This is a genomic window from Hymenobacter sp. BT730, assembly GCF_030542105.1.
GTDB lineage: Bacteria > Bacteroidota > Bacteroidia > Cytophagales > Hymenobacteraceae > Hymenobacter.
In genome coordinates this window covers 58,436-77,345 of the sequence record NZ_JAUOFB010000006.1, presented here as the reverse complement: position 1 = coordinate 77,345, position 18,910 = coordinate 58,436, and the positions used below count along the sequence as shown (strand labels likewise).

Below are 18,910 nucleotides of genomic sequence, written 5' to 3'. Positions count from 1 at the left end.
CAGGAATGAACTTCCCGCTCCCCGCTGCCGGCTTCTTACTTAATGTTATAAGACGCCAGCAGGGCCTGATACTCGGGCGAGTTGCGGCGGCGCATAGATTCGTTTTTGGCCAGATCCTGCACACGCATCAGGCCATCCAGCACCTGCTCGGGGCGGGGTGGGCAGCCAGGCACGTACACGTCTACCGGGATAATCCGGTCGATGCCCTGCAGCACGGAGTAGCTATCGAAAATACCACCGGAGCAGGCGCAGGCGCCCATGGCCAGTACCCAGCGGGGCTCGGCCATTTGCTCGTATACCTGCTTTACAATGGGAGCCATCTTCTTAGCAATGGTGCCCATCACCATCAGCAGGTCTGCCTGGCGCGGCGAGAACGAAGGACGCTCGGAGCCAAAGCGGGAAATATCGTAGTGCGAGCCCATGGTAGCCATGAACTCGATACCGCAGCACGAAGTAGCGAAAGGCAACGGCCACAGGGAGTTGGCGCGGGCAATGCCCACCACCTTTTCCAGCGACGTAGCGAAGAAGCCTGCACCCTCAATGCCTTCCGGTGCCTCTACGGTTTTGATTTCAGGAACTCTATTATCCATGAGGAAAGGTCAGTAGAAGAAAGTGGAAAATTCCACTTTTGAACACCCGTTTCGGGCTAAAAGTTTGCCCTAACGGGCTTCGTTCCAGCGCAGGACGCCCTTTTTAATGACGTAAGCAAAGCCCGCCATGAGCAGCGCCAGGAACACAATCATTTCGTAGAAGCCGGTTTTGCCCAGCTCCCGGAAGTTCACTGCCCAGGGGTACATGAAGATTACTTCCACATCAAACAGTACAAACAGAATGGCTGTGAGGAAGTACTTCACCGAAATAGGTGTGCGCGCATTGCCCACCGATTCGATACCGCACTCAAAGGCTTCATCTTTCACGCGGCTCTTGCGGCGCGGACCGATGAGGTGAGAGGCAATCATGGAAAAAGCCACGAAGGCAATAGCCAGCACAAACTGCACGATAATCGGCAGAAAGTCAGAAGGCTGGTAGTTGGTAGTTACAGCGAGAAGCATAAGCAGCAACGGGAAAAGGCCGTTCGGGAACGGCATTGAAGGGCAAAGGTAGGGCTTGGAGGGTTGGGAACAAAGGTTAAACCGGGTGGGTAAGGGAATGGCGTATATTTGGGCAAATCAGCAGTTGTGATATGGCACATCCTCAATCCCCACCACGGCGCTATACCGTAGAAGAGTACCAGGCGCTGGAAGAAGTTTCAGAGCAGCGGCACGAGTTTTTTGAGGGGGAAGTGTATGCTATGTCGGGGGCTACTCCCCGGCATAACCTCATTGCGCAAAACTGCGCTTTCGCCTTGCGGCAGGCCGTGCGTGGCAAAGGATGCCGCGTTTTTCTGGAAGGTGTGCAGCTAGCGGTCCAGGAGGGTCATTATCATACCTATCCGGATGTGATGGTGACGTGTGATACCGAAGATCTGGCAGCTGAACGCACCATGCGCCATCCGGTGCTCATTATCGAAATCCTCTCGCCCTCCACCGCCGACCATGACCGGAGCTGGAAATTCAATCAGTACAAACAGCTCCCTTCATTGCAGCACTACCTGCTGGTTTCCCAGCACACCTGCCTGGTAGAGTGGTTTCGGCGCGAAGAAAGCGGCGTGTGGTCGTTCACGCCGCTGGGCGAGCTGACGGACACGCTCGAAATTCCGGAACTGGCCAGCACGCTGCGGGTGCGTGATATTTATGATGAAATAGACATTACGCCGATGCGGGCGCAGCCACCGGCGGAGTTGTAGTAGAATGTGTCATGCTGAGCTGGCCGAAGCATCTCTACTGCTTCGCATGAATATCATATTTGTCAATGATGAATGACCAAATATTCAACTCGCTTCAGCGCCTTCTCTTGCAAGTACCGGCCATTGAAGGCACGATTGGGAAAGGAATAAGCGGAGAGGGGATATGGTGGGTGAAGTTCAGAATTGATATTAAGCATCCACTGGCTTGGCAAGTAGTTCAGGAACTAGGCCATATTGTCAATTACCTGTCCTTAGATGAGAAATTGCCTACTACTTTTTATCCAGTTTCGCCACCACCTTACATGAATGGTGGCCCACAGGAATTTCTGTCTTGGGTAATTGAAAATACTGATAAGAACTTCACACCTGATAATCTCAAAACATGGCTAGAGGGTAGACTACCTCGCCCCGTAAATAATGAGGCTGAGTGGCTAATTGAAGATGATAGCGAAGATTAATTCATCACAACGAAGCGGGAGAGATGCTTCGGCCAGCTCAGCATGACACTCGTAGTATAGAAAAAGCCGCCTCGGTAATCCGGAGCGGCTTTTTCTATACAAAGGCAAATGGCTTAGAAGCCGCCTTTCGCTACGTTCAGGTCCTCGTGGTTGTCTACGCCTAGGAAGGGGTAGCGGTAATCGACCGGTGGCACGAAGGTTTCCTTGATAGCGCGCGGCGACACCCAACGGAGCAGGTTCAGCATGGAGCCGGCCTTGTCGTTGGTGCCACTGGCGCGGGCACCGCCGAAGGGCTGCTGACCAACTACAGCGCCTGTGGGCTTGTCGTTGATGTAGAAGTTGCCGGCGGCGTGCACCAGGCGCTTCGAGGCCAGATCAATGGCGTAGCGGTCCTGGGAGAAGATAGCGCCAGTGAGGGCGTAGGGCGAGGTGCCGTCGACCAGGTCCAGCGTTTTCTCGAATTCCTGCGAATCGTACACGTACAGTGTGAGCACGGGGCCGAACAGCTCGTCGCACATGGTGATGTACTGCGGGTTCTTGGTCACGATAATCGTGGGCTCAATGAAGTAGCCTTTCGACTTGTCGTAGTTACCGCCGGCAATGATTTCGGCGGAGTCGTCGGCCTTGGCACCGTCAATATACTTGGCCAGTTTATCAAAGGAGGTCTCACTGATAACAGCGTTGATGAAGTTGGAGAAATCCTCCACATCGCCCATTTTGAACGACTTCAGGTCCTCCTGCAGGTAGCCTTTCACCTCATCCCAGATGTTGCTGGGGATATACACGCGGGAAGCCGCGGAGCACTTCTGGCCCTGATATTCAAACGCACCGCGGCTGATGGCCGTGGCCACCTGACGCGGATGCGCCGAGTGGTGGGCCAGGATAAAGTCCTTGCCGCCGGTTTCACCCACAATGCGTGGGTAGCTCTTGTAGTTGCTGATGTTCTGGCCGATGGTCTTCCAGATGTTCTGGAACACGCCGGTAGAACCGGTGAAGTGGATACCAGCAAAATCGGGGTGCGAGAAGATAACATCACCGGCGGTAGGGCCATCTACATACACCAGGTTGATAACGCCATCCGGAACGCCGGCTTCCTTGAACAGCTCCATCAGCACCTGGGCTGAGTAAATCTGGGTGTTGGCGGGCTTCCATACCACCACATTGCCCATCATGGCTACGGAAGTAGGCAGGTTACCGGCAATGGAAGTGAAGTTGAAAGGCGTAAGGGCAAACACGAAGCCTTCCAGCGGGCGGTGCTCCAGGCGGTTCCACATGCCGGGCAGGCTCTCCGGCTGCTGCCGGTAGATTTCCTGCATGAAGTGCACGTTGAAGCGGAAAAAGTCAATCAGCTCGCAAGCGGCGTCAATTTCGGCCTGGAAGGCGTTTTTGCTCTGCCCCAGCATAGTAGCTGCGTTCAGGCGGGCACGGTAGGGGCCGGCCAGCAGGTCGGCGGCTTTCAGGAAGATTGCGGCGCGGTGCTCCCAGGGCATTTCGGCCCAGTAGGTGCGGGCGGCCAGAGCCGCTTCAATAGCCTGACCTACGTGCGAAGCATCACCGGCATGGAAATGGCCGAGGACGTGCTGGTGGTCGTGAGGAGGAGTGATTTTCTGGGTTTTGCCCGTGCGGATTTCCTTGCCGCCGATGTGCATGGGAATGTCGCGCTGCTGCTGCTTAAGCTCTTTCAGAGTCTTGAGCAACTCCAGGCGCTCCGGCGAGTTGGGCGCATAGCCTTTTACAGGCTCATTAATCGGGGTGGGAACGTTAAAAAAGCCGTTGGCCATAGCGGTTGCGGGTTTGGGTTGCAGATTATTGTAGGGATGGGCGGGGCAAAGGTAGAGAGTAAAGCGGGTATCGGTTAGGAAATACTATAAGTCACTTCCTGATATAATGCTTTGCTGTGGCTATTGGCAAAAGCAATACTAGGCCCAACAGTAGTACAGCCAAACTGTTCCAGTGAAACCATGCTTCTGAGGATAAAGCCACTTTTATGGGCTGCTTAGCATCATAATGTAAATTAACCCTATCATTAATATGGAGAGAGGAATACGTATTACTGTTCACTTCAGCGTCAGCAATAACTGACCTGGTGTTTTCGATTTGAAAAACAACTCGGACTCGATAATCACGAGTCATGGCCCTAGAAGGGACACTGTCTCGCTTTGCTAGTACAATAGCTGTAGCCGAGGGTCCTTGGCTTGTTACCCAACTCGAGTAGTTGCCTAGTATAAAAGTGAATAGCAGAACACAGCTAGTAGGAATTGTTATCAGAAATAACAGTGTCCAACGTGCAGTTTCTTTAAAGGGCATATAGGCTCAGATAACACTGTTTTCTAAAGTTTTTGGAGCAAGTTCCGTACCTGCTGTTCTAACTCCTGGCGGGAGCCGGAGTTGCGCAGTACGGCCGTGAACTGGTCATACGTATCCATTACCGTTTCGCTGGGGTGGTTGTCGTCGCGGGTGCCGTCGCCGCGCTGGTGGAGTGGGTCGCCTTCTACGCGCAGCATAATGCCACCGCGGTCCAGAATAGGCTGGGCCTCGTTGGGGAAGCGCACATCCGGAATGATGACAAACTGATTTTGCGGCAGACGGGCAAAAAATGCCTTCACCCAGATTTCGTAGTCCCAGGCGCGCAGGGCCGCGCCCACTTGCTGCAGCATTTCGCCGCGAGTGCGGCCGAAAGCGGGTAGCAGCTCGGTTTTGCCCGTTTGGTTGTAGTATGGAGCGGTGTCTTCGCCCGCCAGCGTGGCGCATACCGCTTTAATGGCATCCCCGAAGGACATGATCTGCCAGTTGCGCTCGGGCTGCAATAATTGAATCAGGTGAGCTACGGTGTCTTTGCCGCTGCCGCGCTTTCCCGAGAGTCCGATGAGTTGTACCATAGCGGGCAAAGGTCGGGAGGAACGGTGCAATTGCCAGCCCTTGATGGGAAAAGCGTGGTTAGAGGATTTCGCGCAACTCGCTCAGGCAGCTGATTTCGTAGGTTACCTCATTAAAGTGGCGGCGCTTTTCGGGGTTGAAATACACCTGATCAATACCGGCATTATAGGCACCCAGCACGTCACACTCCAGATTGTCGCCTATCATCAGGCTCTCGGAGGCCGTGGCACCGGTGCGCTCCAGCGCGTGCTGAAAAATGCGCGTATCGGGCTTGAGGTGACCACAACATTCAGAGGTGACAATTTCCTGGAAATAGTCCGTCAGGCTGGAGGCACTTAGCTTGATGTACTGAATATCCTTGAAGCCATTGGTAATCAGGTGCAGCTCGTAGCCTTTGTCACGTAGGTAGTCCAGCACCTCATAGGTGTAGGGAAATACCGCTGACTTCTTAGGTAGAATATCCGTGAACTGCTCTGAAATGCCGGCCGGCGAGTCCGCTTCTGTCAGGCCCAGCTTCACGAAGGTTCGCGGGAAACGAGTGGCGCGTAGTTGCTGCTGCGTTATTTTATTGTTTTGATACAGGCGCCACAGGCCGTGGTTGATATCGGAATACACCTGAATAAACTCGTCGACCGTAAATGTGCCGTAACGCGCCAGATCATGGTGGTCGAACAGATGACGTAGGGTTTCATCCGCATTGGTTTCGAAATCCCAGAGCGTGTGGTCAAGGTCGAAAAAGAGGTGACGATAAGATTTCAAGGAAGCTAGTAATGAGGGATGAGGGTATTTTCCATTGTCTTTCTGACCCGGTGAAGGATAACAGGCAGATTTGGATGACTAAGCGAATTAATCAATCAGTAACCGCTTAATAACCTGGCCTTCGCCCAAGTGTTTCTGCACAATTTCGGCGGCGTCTTTCGGCTTCACGTCGCCATAAAACGTGCCCTCAGGGTAAATGACTAAGGCCGCGCCAGGACCTTTCTTGCAGTGCTTGCACTGGTCCAGGCAGTTGCAGGTCTGCACGCGGTTCCGGCGTTTTTTTTCGCCCGTCAGCAGGCTTTTCAGTCCCTGCTTTTTAAGCTCCATTTTGAGCGCCCTGGCAACATCCTGGCCGATTTCGTTTTTCTGATTGGTGCAGACGAATAGGTGATGATCAAGCAGCATGGGAAGAGGGAAGAGGGCAGACGGAGAAGGACGGATGGATTAAGAAACGGGCGTTCCGATCCAGCGGCGGTTTTGCAGCTTATACGCGGCCAGTTCCCGGTTAGACCAGAGCGTTTGATACACCTGCTGGTCCTGCACCAGCTGCGGGTCGCGCTCCAGGTAGCCCAGCAACTGCTGCATCAACTCAATCACCTCGTCCTTGAGATAATAGAACACCCAATTATCGAGGCGGCGGAAGCTGACGAGCCCCGCATTTTTTAAAAACAATAATTGGCGGGAAGTCTTTGTTTGAGTGAAGTCCAACACCTGTTCCAGGTCGGAAATGCACATTTCCTGGTTTCGCCAGAGCAAGTGCAGGATGCGGACGCGGCTTTCGTCGCCGAGGGCTTTAAAAATTGGGAGGCCAAATGCAACGGTGAAGTGTTTTAGGCGCATCTTTTGTAAAAGCAGGAGGGCAGAACCAGTGGCCGGGGGCGCCACAAATTTACGCTAAACCGGCCGGCTCCCCCCAAAAGCGCCGTATACTTGTAGTCTGTAATGCCTTGTATGTCTGTTGTAGTTCGATATAAATACCTTTTTGCCGCGTTAGTGCTGCTGATATGGGCGGCCTGCTCTTTGGGTGCCCAGGCACAGGGCCAGCGGCGCGTAGTGCAGTTTACGGGCATTGTAGCTACCGGCGACTCCCTTTTGGGCGTACCAGGCGCCACCGTAATGGTACCCCAGGCCGGCCGTGGCACAGCCACCAACGCCTACGGCTATTTCTCCCTGCCCGTGTTGGCCGGTGATAGTATTGTGATTCGCTCCCTGGGCTACCGCAACCAGTGGGTGGTAATTCCGCCGGACTACCCGCGCCAGAGCTACTCCGTTATTGTGCAGCTGAAGGAAGATGCCACCATGCTGCCGGAAGTGCGCATTTTTCCCTACGTGACGGAAAAAGACTTTAAAAAGGCCTTTCTGGCCCTGCGCTTGCCCACCGAGCGGGGCTCCCGCACCGCCGAAAACCTTAACGAGGAGATTATGCGGCGCATTTTCAACAATGCCCCGGTTACCAGTGTGGGTAACTACCGCCAAACTATGCAGCAGCAGCAGTTCGACCGGGACCGGCGCATGGGCATCGGCCCATCGGTGCAGGCCAACAACCCACTGCTGAACCCCTTTAGCTGGCTGCAGCTTATCAACCAGGTGAAAAAAGGCGACTTCAAAAAGAAAACGGACGACGAATACTAAGCGTCTGTGCTAATCCACCATACGAAACGCCATGCTCCCCAGCATGGCGTTTTTCGTTTTACCCGGTTCCCGTGCTGCGCAAGGCAACCTCCGAAGGGTTTTCCCGGTAAAGCCAGTGTTTGCTTCATTAGTAGCTGATTTTATATGGATACGAACCTTCCGGTTTCAAAAAATCCGCGGGTAGTAATTGTAGGCTGTGGCTTTGCCGGCCTGCGTCTGGCTAAAGAATTGCGCCACGCCCCAGTGCAGGTAGTGGTCATCGACCGGAATAACTACCACAATTTTCAACCGCTTCTTTATCAAGTAGCTACCGGCGCGCTGGAAGCTGACAGCATTGCCTATCCCATTCGTAAAATATTTGCGGGCCAGGAGAATTTCTTCTACCGCATGGCCGATGTGCAGCGCGTAGATCCGGAGCGCAACACGGTGGTTACCCACATCGGCGACATTCGCTACGACTATCTGGTGCTGGCTACCGGCTCCCTCACCAATTTCTTTGGTATTGAGAGCCTGGAGCGCAATGCCATGCAGATCAAAAGCATTCCCAATGCCCTGAATCTGCGCAGCTTTATTTTTCAGAACTTCGAAAAAGCGCTGCTCACCGAAAATCCGGATGAGCGGCAGGCGCTGCTGAATATAGTAGTCGTGGGTGGTGGGCCCACTGGAGTAGAAATCAGTGGCTCTTTGGCGGAGATGCGCAAGCACGTACTGCCCAAAGATTACCCCGAGCTGGATTTGCGCCAGATGCAGATTATTCTGGTAGAAGCCGGGGGAGAGCTACTAGGGCCGATGTCTAAAAAGTCGCAGCAGAAATCACAGGAATATCTGGAAGAGCTGGGCGTGCAGATTCGCCTGAATACTTCTATAAAGCGCTACGAAAACTGCCGGGCTTATTATTCCGAAACTGACTTTATTCCAACCGAAAACCTTATTTGGGCAGCCGGGGTAAATGGGGCTGCCGTGGCGGGCTTGCCGCCCGAAATTGTGGCGCGCAATAAGCGCATCAACGTCAACCAGTGGAACCGCGTGGAAGGCTTCGAAAATGTCTTCGCTATTGGCGACGTAGCCAATATGGTGACCGAGGAAATGCCCCGCGGCTTGCCCATGCTGGCACCCGTAGCCCAGCAACAGGCGGATTTACTGGCTAAGAACCTGGTGCGGGTTCTGCAGGGACAAGCGCCCGAAAACTTTAAGTACCTGAACAAAGGCGTTATGGCCATTGTGAGCCGCAACAAGGCCGTGGTAGACTTGCCCAAAGATGTGCACTTCAACGGCATTATGGGCTGGTTTACGTGGCTTTTTGTGCACCTGATGACACTGGTGGGCTTCCGCAATAAAGTGGTAGCCTTCGTCGACTGGGCCTTCAGCTACTTCAGCTCCGACCAAGCGCTGCGCCTCATTATTCGTCCCTTCAGCCGCCGGGATATGAAGGACGACAAAGGCAAGCGTCCCGCCGAACACCAGAATGCTACGCCCCAGTACAACCCCGCACCGCCAGCTATTCAAACGCCGGTAGGGTAGCCTATTCGGCTAAAAACAAGCAGTGGGGCCCGGTAACGTACTATTCGTTACCGGGCCCCACTGCTTGTTTCATAAGTCCTGTCTATTCTACTTTGGTACTCAGGGCCCGCAGCAGCATAGTTACCTGCGCCGATAAGGTGGCTGGATTATCCGTCAGCAGCAGGCGGGCATCAATCCCCGCACAAGTGGCGCCCGCATCGCGCCATTCCGTGAGGACCGGTACGGTAGGCTGGATGCCGCCCGTAACCATTATGGGCAGGGTGGGCATCGAGCCTCGCAATGCTTTCAGGTAGGCTGGCCCTAACTGCGCCGATGGAAAAAGCTTTACCAAGGCGGCCCCCATTTGCTGGGCCTGGTATACCTCGTTGAGCGTCATGGCTCCGGGAAGCCAGGCCAAATCGTGGCGCTGACAAACGGCGGCTACTTCCGGGCTGATGATGGGTTGGATGATAAAATCGGCCCCGGCATCAATAAAGTGCTCCGCTTCCTCGGCCGTGAAAATAGTGCCCGCGCCCAGTTGCAGGTCGGGGTATTCTGCTTCCACAAAGCGCTGCAGCTCGGCAAAGATGGTAAAGTCGTTGGGGCCCCGATTGGTAAACTCAAAAAGCCGCACCCCGCCTTCATAACAGGCCTTTAAGACTTGGCGGGCATAGGACTGCTGCGCGTGATAAAACACCGGAATAAGCGGAGTTTGCCTCGCTTGGGCAATGGTTTGGGTACGAGTAAATCGAGCCATGGGCAGATGAAATAATAAGTCAGGCCCACCGCCCCTTATGCTAAACACGGTTTAACATAGCCAGCCCTGGGAGCCAGAACTATTTCTGGCATTTAGCCGGCCCCACTGTGAGTTGGGGCACGTCGAAACTCTGGTAGATGGCCAGGCAAGGATGAGCACCCGCTTCCGCATCAGTGGCAGGCTGCAGACTGAATACGAAGGTGTCGCCAGCGCTTAGCGTATCAGAAAGTGGGGAGTAGGTGCCAAAAACGTTGGTATATACCGTGTCCTGATACGTAATGCTTTGACCAATGGTAGGCTCCTCTAGCAACTGAATAAGCAAGCCGTTGCAGCTGTGGCTAATTACCCGGCCACGGGCGCAGTCCATTTGCAGATCTACATTTTCTTCCCTGCAGCTACTAATCAGCCCCAAGGCTAACAAGCCGACAACGGTAGCCAGAAATAACTTATGCATAAACAGGGGTAGAGTAGGGGTATGCCTTAAGGAGCCTTGGCCTGCCGAAATGATTGCAGGCAGCTGCTCTACAAGGCGTACTCGCTCAGGGCCCGGTAAATGTCGTGGATGCTTTTATCGTCGCGGAAGGTTTTGATGATGGGGGCCGCCTGACCGCGCACCCAGATTTTCAGCTCCGACTCAATATCAAAGTGCCCGGTGGTTTCCATAGAAAACTGCGTGATGCTGCGGTAAGGAATGCTCAGCAGCTCAGCCTTTTTGCCCGTTATTCCCTGCTTATCCACGGTAATCAGGCGCTTGTTGGTAAACACTATCTGGTCCCGGATGAGCACGTAGGCCCGTTCTACCCGCTCGGTAGAAGCCAGCACCTTCGTCAACTCATCCTGTAGTTCCTGCGCATCCTTTTCTGATGCATTGCCGAGTAAGCCGTCGAGTAGTCCCATGTGAAAAGTTGTTGAAAACTTAGGTAACGTAATTCTTCAAACTCCTAACTAACAAGTTGGTCTTATCTACTAAATTCTCCATTCGTTATGGCCATAAAACTTATCCCCACGAACTATGTGAGTATCAGCTAAAGAATGGATTTCATTAAATAAAGCGTGGAAGACACAGTTTTCTTGTTGAAGATACAATCCTGTGCGTAGTCCTTTTATGCTCTTCATGTTCATGTTGAATGGAACCATCCGAAACTGAGGATAACGCTGTTTTATCTGTGCCTCTAAGTCAATAAAGTGAGTTTCATACTCTAGGTAAGGAGAAGTTGTAATAGCACTAATAGAGCTACGGTCAACTATTCTTCTATTTGAAGTATCTAATGGGTCCCATATTTCTTCTAGTTTAATACCAGTGAAATCAAGGCCATAAATCGTGTAGAAGGGGCCAAGTAAACTAACGGTGAAATGCAGCTCTTTATAATGGAATAGCTTATCTAAGTGGGTTTTTTCTAATAATACATAGGAACTAAAGCTAGGTGCATTTGCATAGGTCGTCCCTATAACCTGCCTCTTAAAGTATTGGCGAAGGAATTTTTCAAATTCGCTCCATCCTTGGCTGAAATTCTTTTTGTTCCAGATATTGTTATGTATAACTGACTGCAATGCTTTGCTGCCAGGATAACTATCATATAATCCCCTGCTCTCTTCATTGGTATATATCCCAAGAGGGTAATACTGCTTGATAGTATCGTATATAGGCCAATAATTAAATCTTTGTTCATTAAACGCGAAGTACTCTTTATCCTCTTGAAAGCTCATATGTAGCACGGTGTATTTAGCTTCTGGAAGCTACATAAAAAACGACCTCCTTGCCTAAGCAAGGAGGTCGTTTAACGAGTGATATTTCTACTATTATCTATATCTAGTTACTGCCGCCTGTGCTGCTGCCGCTTGACTTCTTCTCCGTCTGCTGCATGGCGTTCTGCATCGGGTTAGTCTGCACGCGCTGCTGCTGTTCGAACAGCTCAAAGCGCGAAGGCGAATTCCGGTGCGGGAAGGCATTGTTGGAGAGGTCTGTATCGGCCGTTTCCAGGAAGGGGTCCAGCACGAAGCTTACTACCGGCTTTTCGGTGATGAACACCTTGGTTACCTGGGCATTGTTCTTGCGCCAGATTTCAGCCGGGATGTTCACTACTTCCTGCTTGCCGTCCTCGTAGGTCATCTGCACAATAACCGGCATGGTGAGGCCACCCAGGTTTTTCAGGCTTACCTCGTAGAAGTGCAGGCCGCCGGAAAGGCGCTTCTGCTGCTCAGGGGTGAGCTTAGATACATACTCCTGGTAGCGCTTCTTGTCGGCCTCCGTGGTAGCCAGCGGGTCATACTGGTTGTAGAAGTCCTTCAGTTCGGGCTTGTCGTCTACCAGGGTGCGCTTGATATCCTGCAGGTTGCGCTGCTCCGAAAGGGTCTTGGGGGCCGCGTTCAGCTGCTCGCGCTTGCGGGCATTTTCAATTTCGGGGTTTTTGGAGTCTACGGTGTACCACTTCACGCCCTCAATGCTGAGGTCGGTGTAGTCGGTGGTGTAGAACCAGCCGCGCCAGAACCAGTCCAGGTCGGTGCCGGAAGCGTCTTCCATTGTGCGGAAGAAGTCGGCGGGCTCGGGGTGCTTGTAGGCCCAGCGCCGGGCGTATTCCTTAAAGGCGTAATCGAAAAGCTGACGGCCCAGAATGGTCTCGCGCAGAATGTTCAGGCCGGTAGCGGGCTTGGCGTAGGCGTTCGGCCCAAACTGCAGCACCGATTCCGAGTTGGTCATAATCGGGGTCTGCACGTTTTTGCCGGTGCGCATGTAGTCCACAATCAGCTTGGGCTCGCCGCGGCGCGAGGGGTAGCCACGCTCCCATTCCTGCTCCGTGAGGTACTGCACAAAGGTGTTCAGGCCTTCGTCCATCCACGTCCACTGGCGCTCATCGGAGTTGATGATCATGGGGAAGAAGTTGTGGCCCACTTCGTGGATAATCACCGAAATCATCCCGTATTTCCGCTCCGCTGAGTAGGTGCCGTCTTTCTCGGGGCGGCCGCCGTTGAAGCACAGCATGGGGTATTCCATGCCGCCCACTGGGCCGTGCACTGAAATAGCTACCGGGTATTCGTAGTCGATGGTGTACTTGGAGTAGGTTTTAATGGTGTGCGCTACTACTTCCGTGGAGTATTTGCCCCACAGTGGGTTGCCCTCTTTGGGGTAGTAGCTCATGCACATTACGGGCTTGCCGGCCTGCTTAATCTGCATGGCATCCCAGATAAATTTGCGGGACGAAGCCCAGGCAAAGTCACGCACGTTTTTAGCGGCGTAGGTCCAGGTTTTGGTACCTTTGGCACGCTTCTGCTCGGCGGCTTCAGCTTCCTGCTGGCTCACGATGAGCACAGGCGTTTTAGCGTTTTTGGCTTTCTCCAGGCGCTGGCGCTGGGTAGCGGTTAGTACTTCGCCAGGGTTCTGCAGGGTGCCGGTAGAAGCTACCACGTGGTCGGCGGGAGCCGTAATGCTCACGCGGTAGTCACCGAAGGGCAGGGCAAACTCGCCATTGCCCAAAAACTGCTTGTGCTGCCAGCCCTGAAAGTCAGAGTACACCGCCATGCGGGGGTAGAACTGGGCAATTTCGTAGAGGTAGTTCTTGTCCTCGGGGAAAAACTCGTAGCCGGAGCGCTGATTGATTTTCAGCTGGTCGTTGATGTTATAGCTCCACTTGATGCTGAACGTAACCGCCTGCTTGGGCCGCAAGGGCGTGGGCAGGTCAATGCGCATCATGGTGTGGTTGATAACGTGGGGCAGGGCTTTGCCGCCCTTCAGCTTTACTTCCGAAATCTTGAAGCCACCTTCAAAATCAGAGTTCATCAGGTACTCCAACCCGCGGAAGGACATCTTATCCGACAGCTCGCCGACTTCCGTGGCTTGCGTGATGGAGTTTTTGTCCATGATGTTCTGGTCCAGCTGCACCCACAGATAGGTCAGCACATCGGGCGAGAGGTTGGTGTAGGTGATGTCCTCGGAACCCGTGATGGACTGCTTCTCATCATCCAGCTTCACCTGAATGTTGTAGTCGGCGCGCTGCTGCCAATACTCGCTGCCGGGGGCGCCGGAGGCCGTGCGATACGTGTTGGGCGTGGGCAGCTCTGGCCCCAACTGGGAGAATTTATCGGTGCCGGAGTTGGTGTTCTGGGCGGCTAAAGGGCCCGCTACCAGCACCGCCACACCGGCTGTGAGGAAGAAATGTTTCAGCATGAAAACTGGGGTGAAACGAAAAGCAAAGGACAGAAAATCAAAGCTACGAAATGGCAATGCGAAATAAGACACTTTTGGGCTGATAACGTTGCATCAGATTAGCAGCCCCTATACAGGTTGGACTTTAGCCTGCCTTACACGTGCTGCAGCAATAAAATAGCCGCAATACCGGCGGCGGCGCCGCTTACTACCAATAGCCAGTCGCGGCGGGCAGCACGCAGCATGCGCAGTACAATAAAGCCCAGTATCAGGATCAAAGACACAATTAAGAGCTGCCCTAGTTCCACGCCCACATTGAAAGCCAGCAGTTCCAGCACTGGCCGGCTCTGGTGGCCCAGCAACTCGCGCAGGTAGCTGGAAAACCCGAGGCCATGAATCAGGCCGAAGCTGACAGCCAGTAGGTTAGGCAACGCCAGCACGATGGGCGCCTTGGGGTTGGGGCGCTGCCCGGCCTTGCGCAGGTTCACCAGGCACGTGAGCAGAATGGTAATGGGAATCAGCACTTCAATCAGGGAGGGGCTGTACTGCATAAAACCAAGGGTAGCCAATGCCAGCGTAATGGAGTGCCCCACGGTGAAGCTGGTAACCAAGGCTACCACACGCCGCCAGTCCTGCAGCACATAGGGTGCGCATAAAGCCAGCAGAAACACCAGATGGTCGTAGGCCTGCAGATTGAAGATGTGAAAGAAGCCTAATTGAAGGTAGGTCTGGAATACGGACGACATACGGCAAAGCTAGGCACGGGAGTCTGAACTACTATATTACCGCCGTAAGTGTCTATATACTACTTCCTGATTATGCTCCGATTAGTGCTTTTTCTCGGATTACTTACCGGTATAGCTCATAGCTCCTGGTCGCAAACCCCCGCTGATTCCATCATCCGTAGTGCCCAACCGGCAGCTGCTGCCGCAACCTATACCCACGCCGATACCCTGCGGGCCATTCAGGCTATTTACCTAAAACACCGCCGCAGCGCGCGAGTGATGCTGGGTTTGACTCCCGTTCTTGCCGTTGGTACCGCTTATTCGGTCCTCAGTGAGTGGGATTTTGGGCCTAGTTGGCACTCATCCGGCGGCGGAACAGATAACCCCCAAACGAGTTCTATTATAAAAATCGTGGTAGGTACAATTAGCACTGGTGTCCTGGGCTATGTCGCTCTTAACGCTTCCGCCAGGAACTCGCGGGTTAGCGAGCGGGAAATGGTGTTGATTTACGAGCAGAAACATGAATTACCCCGGCGTATGCAACGTCAGTTGCCCCGGCAGCTGGCAAAACTGCGCTAAGTGCTGAATTATTCAGCAGGCATAACTTCAGCAGATGGAAGATGGAAAGAAGCCGAACTGAAGACAGGTCTGAAATGCAGCCGTAAATCGAAGCCAGAAATCAGGCGCAGTAATGCTGTTACTCCTGTGCGAAGGCAGTATTTTGCGAGGAAATTTACTTCTCAGTTATCGTTTCGCTTTTATGATTAAACCCCTACTCTTAAGTGGCTTTATGAGCTTGTTTGCCGTGAGTGCCCTGGCGCAGGCTCCGGTCACCAATCTGGAGTCCGAAACCTTCAAGCAGCGCCTGCGCAGTCAATATCTGCAAAACGATACGGCGCAGGCCGTGATTAACCTCTACAGCAAGCGGCAGGCCGGCGGCGCCAGCTGGATTGTAGGCTCGGCCCTGACGGCGCTGCGCATTGTTACCGCCAGCGGGCGGCAGACGGATATCGGGGGCGGCTACGTCATTCAGGAGGAGGCACCCAGCCCGGCTGCGGCCTTAGTGGTTTTGCCGTTGGTGGCCTATGGGATAGGCAAGATGGTGCACTATAGCAACAGCAACCTGGAAAAGACCGTCACGGCGTACGGCGCCGGGCAACCACTCCCGCGCAATGTGCGCCGCAAGCTGAAGCCCCGATTCTTCGACCAGCCGATTATCCAGTACAAGCCTGTCGAAGTTAAGCCGGCCAACTAAGCATGAAGCAACTAGCCTTTCTCGTGGTCTTCCTGCTGACTGGCCTGGCGGTGCAGGCCCAAACGCCACCACTGCCATCAGCAGCAGCTACTACCAAACCCGTTATTCCCGTTGACTCCGGAGCGGTGCTGCTGTTCAACGATTGGTACCTGCCCAGCTACCACCCCAAAAGTACCGAGGCCGATACTACCGGCGCCCTGCTGAGCATGTTCCGCAAAAAGCGCTACGCGGGCTGGGTTTACGTGCTGCCCTTCATGGCCGGCACCCTGCTGGCCCTTCCCGTAGAGCACACCGATGAGTACGGCAACCGCAGTGTAGCCGATGAAGCGGTTTCGCCCCCGCTGGGAGCTGCGGTGCTGGCCGGTACCATAGTGGGCTTTATTGTGCATGCCAATATGTTCAATAAAGCGCATCTAAAGTCCGTAGACGCCGCGTATGCAGCCGGTAAGCCCATTCCTGCTAAATACCGCAGCCGCCTTAATGCCAATCACTTTGCCGAAGCGGCCTACCTACGCGAGGCAATTCGCCAGCAACAAGAGCGGGAACAGATGCAGCGCCCGGCCCAAAAAACGAACAACGATTCAAAATAAGTCAGCTACAGCCTGACTTTACGCAAGCCCTCATTGGTTTATAACCATTGGGGGCTTGCTGGTTGTTGCATCATCATTCCCGACTGGCCGCCGCCCCGGCCAAACCCGCTGCACGGCTTCCGCGTTGGGAGAAACCCGCTTTTCCTGTCCCTGATGTTCCGATTTTTCCTGTTGAGTGGATTGCTGCTGGGCAGCGTCCCGCTACTGGCGCAAACCCTGCCCGCACCGGATACCACCCGCACCGTACTGCTCCCGGAAACCACCGTAACCGGCTACGGCCAGCAGTTGCCCCTGCGCCGAACGGCGGCCAGTATTGGGGTAATAGATGCCCGCGTCATCAGTCAATTCAACCAGCCTTCCCTTACGGCCGCCGTGAATACGCTGCCGGGTGTGCGGCTGGAAGAGCGCGCTACGGCCAGCTACCGCCTCAGCATGCGGGGTAGCACGCTCCGCTCGCCGTTTGGAGTGCGCAATGTGAAAGTCTACTACAACGATATTCCCTTCACCGAGGCTAGTGGCAGCACCCCGCTGAATCTGTTGGACCCCGCCATCATTGGTCGTATGGAGGTGGTGAAAGGCCCTGCGGGCAGCGCCTACGGGGCCGGAACGGGCGGAGCAGTATTGTTCAGTACCCACCGGCCGGCTGCGGGCAGTACCCGCGCCCAGGCTGGGTTTACCAGCGGCAGCTTTGGGCTGCGGCGCTACACCGTGGCTGCGGAAAGCAGTACGGAAACAACCAGCTGGCGCGCCCAGTACGCACGCCAAACCCTGAATGGATACCGGCAGCAAAGTGCTCTGCGCCGTGAGGTAGTGGCCCTCGATGGTGAGCTGACACCCTCCAGCCAGCGCAGCGTGGCGCTGCATCTGCTCTACACGAATCTGGACTATCAGCTGCCCGGCGGCCTTACCCTGGCGCAGTTTCAGCAGAACCCCCGGCAGGCTCGCCCCAATAGCCCCGCCGGGCCGGGCACCGTGGCACAACAGGCCGCCTACCGCTCCCGCACGGCGCTGGTGGGCGGCACGCACGAGTACCGCTTCACTTCCCGCCTGGTGAACAAAACGACGCTCTACCTGTCCGGCTCGGTCATTAGCACGCCTTTTCTGGTAGACTATGAGCGTAACACCATGCTGGGAGTAGGGGGGCGAACCACCTTTCGCTACCAAAGTAGCTTAGCCGGACAGGCCCTGCGCCTGGCGGTGGGAGCAGAGCTACAGGGCAGTTTTGAGAATTCCCGCAACTATACCAACCTCGGCGGCACCCCCGGCCCTTTGCGCTACGACGATGAAATCCGGACTGGCACTGGCTTTGGCTTTGCACAAGCCGACTGGGACCTGCCCGCTGGCTGGCTCCTGACGCTGGGCGCCAGCTACAACCGGCTGACCTACCACATTGCCCGGGTATCAGATGCAGCCGCGCGCCCGGATGCCTACCGGTTTGAGCGTCGCTTTCGTCCGGAAATCTCACCCCGGGTAGCTCTGCTGAAAGAGGTAACCCCCGGAATATCCGCCTATGCCAGCGTAAGCACCGGCTTTTCGCCACCTACCGAAGAGGAAATCCGTCCTTCCGACGGCAGCCTCAATGCCAATCTGCAGGCGGAGCGCGGCACCAGCTACGAACTAGGTACGCGGGGTCAGCTATTCCACAACCGCCTGCGCTTCGATGTATCGGTCTTTGATTTTGAGCTGCGCCAAACCATTGTAACCCGCAGCAATGCACAGGGCACCGCTTTGTTTTCCAACTCGGGCGCCACTCGTCAGCTTGGGGCCGAGGTGGCAGCCAGTGGCTGGTTGTGGCAGCCAGCGCAGTCAGATGAGGGTACAAGTAATGTGCCCCACCCCGAAACCGGTCTGCAGGCCTGGGCCAGCTATACCTACAACCATTTCCGCTTTCGGGGTTACCAGCAAGGCAGCAACGATTTTAGCGGCAACCGCCTCACCGGTACCGCGCCGCACACCCTTAGTGCAGGCCTCAATGCCAGCCTCCGCCAAGGGTTTTACTTAACGCCCAGCCTCGCCCACCAGGCTCGTTTGCCTCTCAATGATGCCAATACCACTTTTGCCCGCGGCTATTGGACCTTTGCTGCCCGCGGTGGGTGGCACCAGGTGCTCCGCCAACACTTAGAACTGGATGTATTTGCCGGCATCGAAAATGCTACTGACCGGCGCTACAGTCTGGGCAACGATTTGAACGCATTTGGCAACCGCTACTACCAGCCCGCGCCGGGTCGCAATTACTACGGTGGTGCTACTGTGGGCTGGCGCTGGTAAATAAACGGCTTGCATGCCTCTAAAAGCCAGCAAAGGCATTAATACCATGAATTTGCAAAACACCAGCGAGGATTGCCTGTCATGAAATTAAGTTTAGGACAGATAATATATTCTTAGTTCAAGAATGATGGTTGGTGCGTTTTCCTTATCGAGGAAAATGGG

The 18,910-nt window shown here is 54.6% G+C and carries 21 protein-coding genes; 8 read left to right on the top strand and 13 right to left on the bottom strand.

The window, feature by feature from the left end; genetic code table 11:
• Positions 1 to 35: 35 nt before the first annotated feature.
• Positions 36 to 590, bottom strand: a complete 555-nt coding sequence (locus Q4G72_RS15010; protein ID WP_054414011.1) for an NADH-quinone oxidoreductase subunit B — start codon at positions 588 to 590, stop codon at positions 36 to 38.
• Positions 591 to 659: 69 nt separating this feature from the next.
• Positions 660 to 1,052, bottom strand: coding sequence for an NADH-quinone oxidoreductase subunit A (locus Q4G72_RS15005; protein ID WP_121238596.1), 393 nt, complete (start codon positions 1,050 to 1,052; stop codon positions 660 to 662).
• Between the two features lie 131 nt (positions 1,053 to 1,183).
• Between Q4G72_RS15005 and Q4G72_RS15000 the strand changes: the two genes are divergently transcribed.
• Positions 1,184 to 1,786 carry a Uma2 family endonuclease gene (locus Q4G72_RS15000; protein WP_303312248.1) on the top strand — a complete coding sequence of 201 codons (603 nt, stop codon included), beginning with the start codon at positions 1,184 to 1,186 and terminating at the stop codon, positions 1,784 to 1,786.
• 65 nt (positions 1,787 to 1,851) lie between these two features.
• Positions 1,852 to 2,244 (top strand): hypothetical protein, encoded by a 393-nt coding sequence (locus tag Q4G72_RS14995; RefSeq protein WP_303312247.1) that lies wholly within the window; start codon positions 1,852 to 1,854, stop codon positions 2,242 to 2,244.
• A 113-nt stretch (positions 2,245 to 2,357) separates the two neighbouring features.
• Here the strand turns inward: Q4G72_RS14995 and pruA are convergent, their stop codons facing one another.
• The 5 genes from pruA to Q4G72_RS14970 all read right to left on the bottom strand — a co-directional run bounded on the left by pruA (position 2,358) and on the right by Q4G72_RS14970 (position 6,720).
• The gene (pruA, locus tag Q4G72_RS14990) at positions 2,358 to 4,025 is read right to left on the bottom strand and encodes an L-glutamate gamma-semialdehyde dehydrogenase (RefSeq protein ID WP_303312246.1); all 1,668 of its coding nucleotides are present in this window, start codon (positions 4,023 to 4,025) and stop codon (positions 2,358 to 2,360) included.
• A 549-nt stretch (positions 4,026 to 4,574) separates the two neighbouring features.
• A complete protein-coding gene (locus Q4G72_RS14985; protein WP_303312245.1) occupies positions 4,575 to 5,123 on the bottom strand; it encodes a nucleoside/nucleotide kinase family protein in 549 nt (182 codons plus the stop codon).
• A 58-nt stretch (positions 5,124 to 5,181) separates the two neighbouring features.
• A complete protein-coding gene (locus tag Q4G72_RS14980; protein ID WP_303312244.1) occupies positions 5,182 to 5,880 on the bottom strand; it encodes a YjjG family noncanonical pyrimidine nucleotidase in 699 nt (232 codons plus the stop codon).
• A gap of 87 nt (positions 5,881 to 5,967) precedes the next feature.
• Positions 5,968 to 6,285 carry a (2Fe-2S) ferredoxin domain-containing protein gene (locus Q4G72_RS14975; protein ID WP_303312243.1) on the bottom strand — a complete coding sequence of 106 codons (318 nt, stop codon included), beginning with the start codon at positions 6,283 to 6,285 and terminating at the stop codon, positions 5,968 to 5,970.
• A gap of 39 nt (positions 6,286 to 6,324) precedes the next feature.
• On the bottom strand, positions 6,325 to 6,720 hold the full coding sequence (locus tag Q4G72_RS14970; RefSeq protein ID WP_303312242.1) for an ArsR/SmtB family transcription factor: 396 nt from the start codon (positions 6,718 to 6,720) through the stop codon (positions 6,325 to 6,327).
• 111 nt (positions 6,721 to 6,831) lie between these two features.
• Between Q4G72_RS14970 and Q4G72_RS14965 the strand changes: the two genes are divergently transcribed.
• On the top strand, positions 6,832 to 7,512 hold the full coding sequence (locus Q4G72_RS14965; protein WP_303312241.1) for a carboxypeptidase-like regulatory domain-containing protein: 681 nt from the start codon (positions 6,832 to 6,834) through the stop codon (positions 7,510 to 7,512).
• A gap of 144 nt (positions 7,513 to 7,656) precedes the next feature.
• Positions 7,657 to 9,033 carry an NAD(P)/FAD-dependent oxidoreductase gene (locus Q4G72_RS14960; protein WP_303312240.1) on the top strand — a complete coding sequence of 459 codons (1,377 nt, stop codon included), beginning with the start codon at positions 7,657 to 7,659 and terminating at the stop codon, positions 9,031 to 9,033.
• 82 nt (positions 9,034 to 9,115) lie between these two features.
• On the opposite strand, the gene Q4G72_RS14955 is transcribed toward Q4G72_RS14960, so the two are convergent.
• The 6 genes from Q4G72_RS14955 to Q4G72_RS14930 all read right to left on the bottom strand — a co-directional run bounded on the left by Q4G72_RS14955 (position 9,116) and on the right by Q4G72_RS14930 (position 14,656).
• A complete protein-coding gene (locus Q4G72_RS14955; protein ID WP_303312239.1) occupies positions 9,116 to 9,769 on the bottom strand; it encodes a beta/alpha barrel domain-containing protein in 654 nt (217 codons plus the stop codon).
• 79 nt (positions 9,770 to 9,848) lie between these two features.
• A complete protein-coding gene (locus Q4G72_RS14950) occupies positions 9,849 to 10,223 on the bottom strand; it encodes a hypothetical protein (RefSeq protein ID WP_303312238.1) in 375 nt (124 codons plus the stop codon).
• Positions 10,224 to 10,291: 68 nt separating this feature from the next.
• The gene (locus Q4G72_RS14945; RefSeq protein ID WP_303312237.1) at positions 10,292 to 10,666 is read right to left on the bottom strand and encodes a PH domain-containing protein; all 375 of its coding nucleotides are present in this window, start codon (positions 10,664 to 10,666) and stop codon (positions 10,292 to 10,294) included.
• Between the two features lie 69 nt (positions 10,667 to 10,735).
• A complete protein-coding gene (locus Q4G72_RS14940) occupies positions 10,736 to 11,476 on the bottom strand; it encodes a hypothetical protein (RefSeq protein WP_303312236.1) in 741 nt (246 codons plus the stop codon).
• 103 nt (positions 11,477 to 11,579) lie between these two features.
• On the bottom strand, positions 11,580 to 13,931 hold the full coding sequence (locus tag Q4G72_RS14935) for a M1 family metallopeptidase (RefSeq protein WP_303312235.1): 2,352 nt from the start codon (positions 13,929 to 13,931) through the stop codon (positions 11,580 to 11,582).
• Between the two features lie 134 nt (positions 13,932 to 14,065).
• A complete protein-coding gene (locus Q4G72_RS14930) occupies positions 14,066 to 14,656 on the bottom strand; it encodes a HupE/UreJ family protein (protein WP_303312234.1) in 591 nt (196 codons plus the stop codon).
• A gap of 72 nt (positions 14,657 to 14,728) precedes the next feature.
• Between Q4G72_RS14930 and Q4G72_RS14925 the strand changes: the two genes are divergently transcribed.
• The 4 genes from Q4G72_RS14925 (at position 14,729) to Q4G72_RS14910 (ending at position 18,748) form a co-directional block, all read left to right on the top strand.
• Entirely contained in the window at positions 14,729 to 15,214 is a 486-nt protein-coding gene (locus Q4G72_RS14925; protein ID WP_303312233.1) for a hypothetical protein, read from the top strand.
• Positions 15,215 to 15,395: 181 nt separating this feature from the next.
• Positions 15,396 to 15,890, top strand: coding sequence for a hypothetical protein (locus tag Q4G72_RS14920; RefSeq protein WP_303312232.1), 495 nt, complete (start codon positions 15,396 to 15,398; stop codon positions 15,888 to 15,890).
• Between the two features lie 2 nt (positions 15,891 to 15,892).
• Positions 15,893 to 16,480: a hypothetical protein gene (locus tag Q4G72_RS14915; RefSeq protein WP_303312231.1), complete on the top strand. Its 588-nt coding sequence runs from the start codon at positions 15,893 to 15,895 to the stop codon at positions 16,478 to 16,480.
• Positions 16,481 to 16,633: 153 nt separating this feature from the next.
• A complete protein-coding gene (locus Q4G72_RS14910) occupies positions 16,634 to 18,748 on the top strand; it encodes a TonB-dependent receptor (RefSeq protein ID WP_303312230.1) in 2,115 nt (704 codons plus the stop codon).
• Positions 18,749 to 18,910 lie beyond the last annotated feature (162 nt).

Coding starts and splice junctions, on each gene's coding strand:
- Q4G72_RS15010 (WP_054414011.1), bottom strand. CDS start 590: ATGGATAATAGAGTTCCTGAAATCAAAACCGTAGAGGCACCGGAAGGC.
- Q4G72_RS15005 (WP_121238596.1), bottom strand. CDS start 1,052: ATGCTTCTCGCTGTAACTACCAACTACCAGCCTTCTGACTTTCTGCCG.
- Q4G72_RS15000 (WP_303312248.1), top strand. CDS start 1,184: ATGGCACATCCTCAATCCCCACCACGGCGCTATACCGTAGAAGAGTAC.
- Q4G72_RS14995 (WP_303312247.1), top strand. CDS start 1,852: ATGATGAATGACCAAATATTCAACTCGCTTCAGCGCCTTCTCTTGCAA.
- pruA (WP_303312246.1), bottom strand. CDS start 4,025: ATGGCCAACGGCTTTTTTAACGTTCCCACCCCGATTAATGAGCCTGTA.
- Q4G72_RS14985 (WP_303312245.1), bottom strand. CDS start 5,123: ATGGTACAACTCATCGGACTCTCGGGAAAGCGCGGCAGCGGCAAAGAC.
- Q4G72_RS14975 (WP_303312243.1), bottom strand. CDS start 6,285: ATGCTGCTTGATCATCACCTATTCGTCTGCACCAATCAGAAAAACGAA.
- Q4G72_RS14970 (WP_303312242.1), bottom strand. CDS start 6,720: ATGCGCCTAAAACACTTCACCGTTGCATTTGGCCTCCCAATTTTTAAA.
- Q4G72_RS14965 (WP_303312241.1), top strand. CDS start 6,832: ATGTCTGTTGTAGTTCGATATAAATACCTTTTTGCCGCGTTAGTGCTG.
- Q4G72_RS14960 (WP_303312240.1), top strand. CDS start 7,657: ATGGATACGAACCTTCCGGTTTCAAAAAATCCGCGGGTAGTAATTGTA.
- Q4G72_RS14955 (WP_303312239.1), bottom strand. CDS start 9,769: ATGGCTCGATTTACTCGTACCCAAACCATTGCCCAAGCGAGGCAAACT.
- Q4G72_RS14950 (WP_303312238.1), bottom strand. CDS start 10,223: ATGCATAAGTTATTTCTGGCTACCGTTGTCGGCTTGTTAGCCTTGGGG.
- Q4G72_RS14945 (WP_303312237.1), bottom strand. CDS start 10,666: ATGGGACTACTCGACGGCTTACTCGGCAATGCATCAGAAAAGGATGCG.
- Q4G72_RS14940 (WP_303312236.1), bottom strand. CDS start 11,476: ATGAGCTTTCAAGAGGATAAAGAGTACTTCGCGTTTAATGAACAAAGA.
- Q4G72_RS14935 (WP_303312235.1), bottom strand. CDS start 13,931: ATGCTGAAACATTTCTTCCTCACAGCCGGTGTGGCGGTGCTGGTAGCG.
- Q4G72_RS14930 (WP_303312234.1), bottom strand. CDS start 14,656: ATGTCGTCCGTATTCCAGACCTACCTTCAATTAGGCTTCTTTCACATC.
- Q4G72_RS14925 (WP_303312233.1), top strand. CDS start 14,729: ATGCTCCGATTAGTGCTTTTTCTCGGATTACTTACCGGTATAGCTCAT.
- Q4G72_RS14920 (WP_303312232.1), top strand. CDS start 15,396: ATGATTAAACCCCTACTCTTAAGTGGCTTTATGAGCTTGTTTGCCGTG.
- Q4G72_RS14915 (WP_303312231.1), top strand. CDS start 15,893: ATGAAGCAACTAGCCTTTCTCGTGGTCTTCCTGCTGACTGGCCTGGCG.
- Q4G72_RS14910 (WP_303312230.1), top strand. CDS start 16,634: ATGTTCCGATTTTTCCTGTTGAGTGGATTGCTGCTGGGCAGCGTCCCG.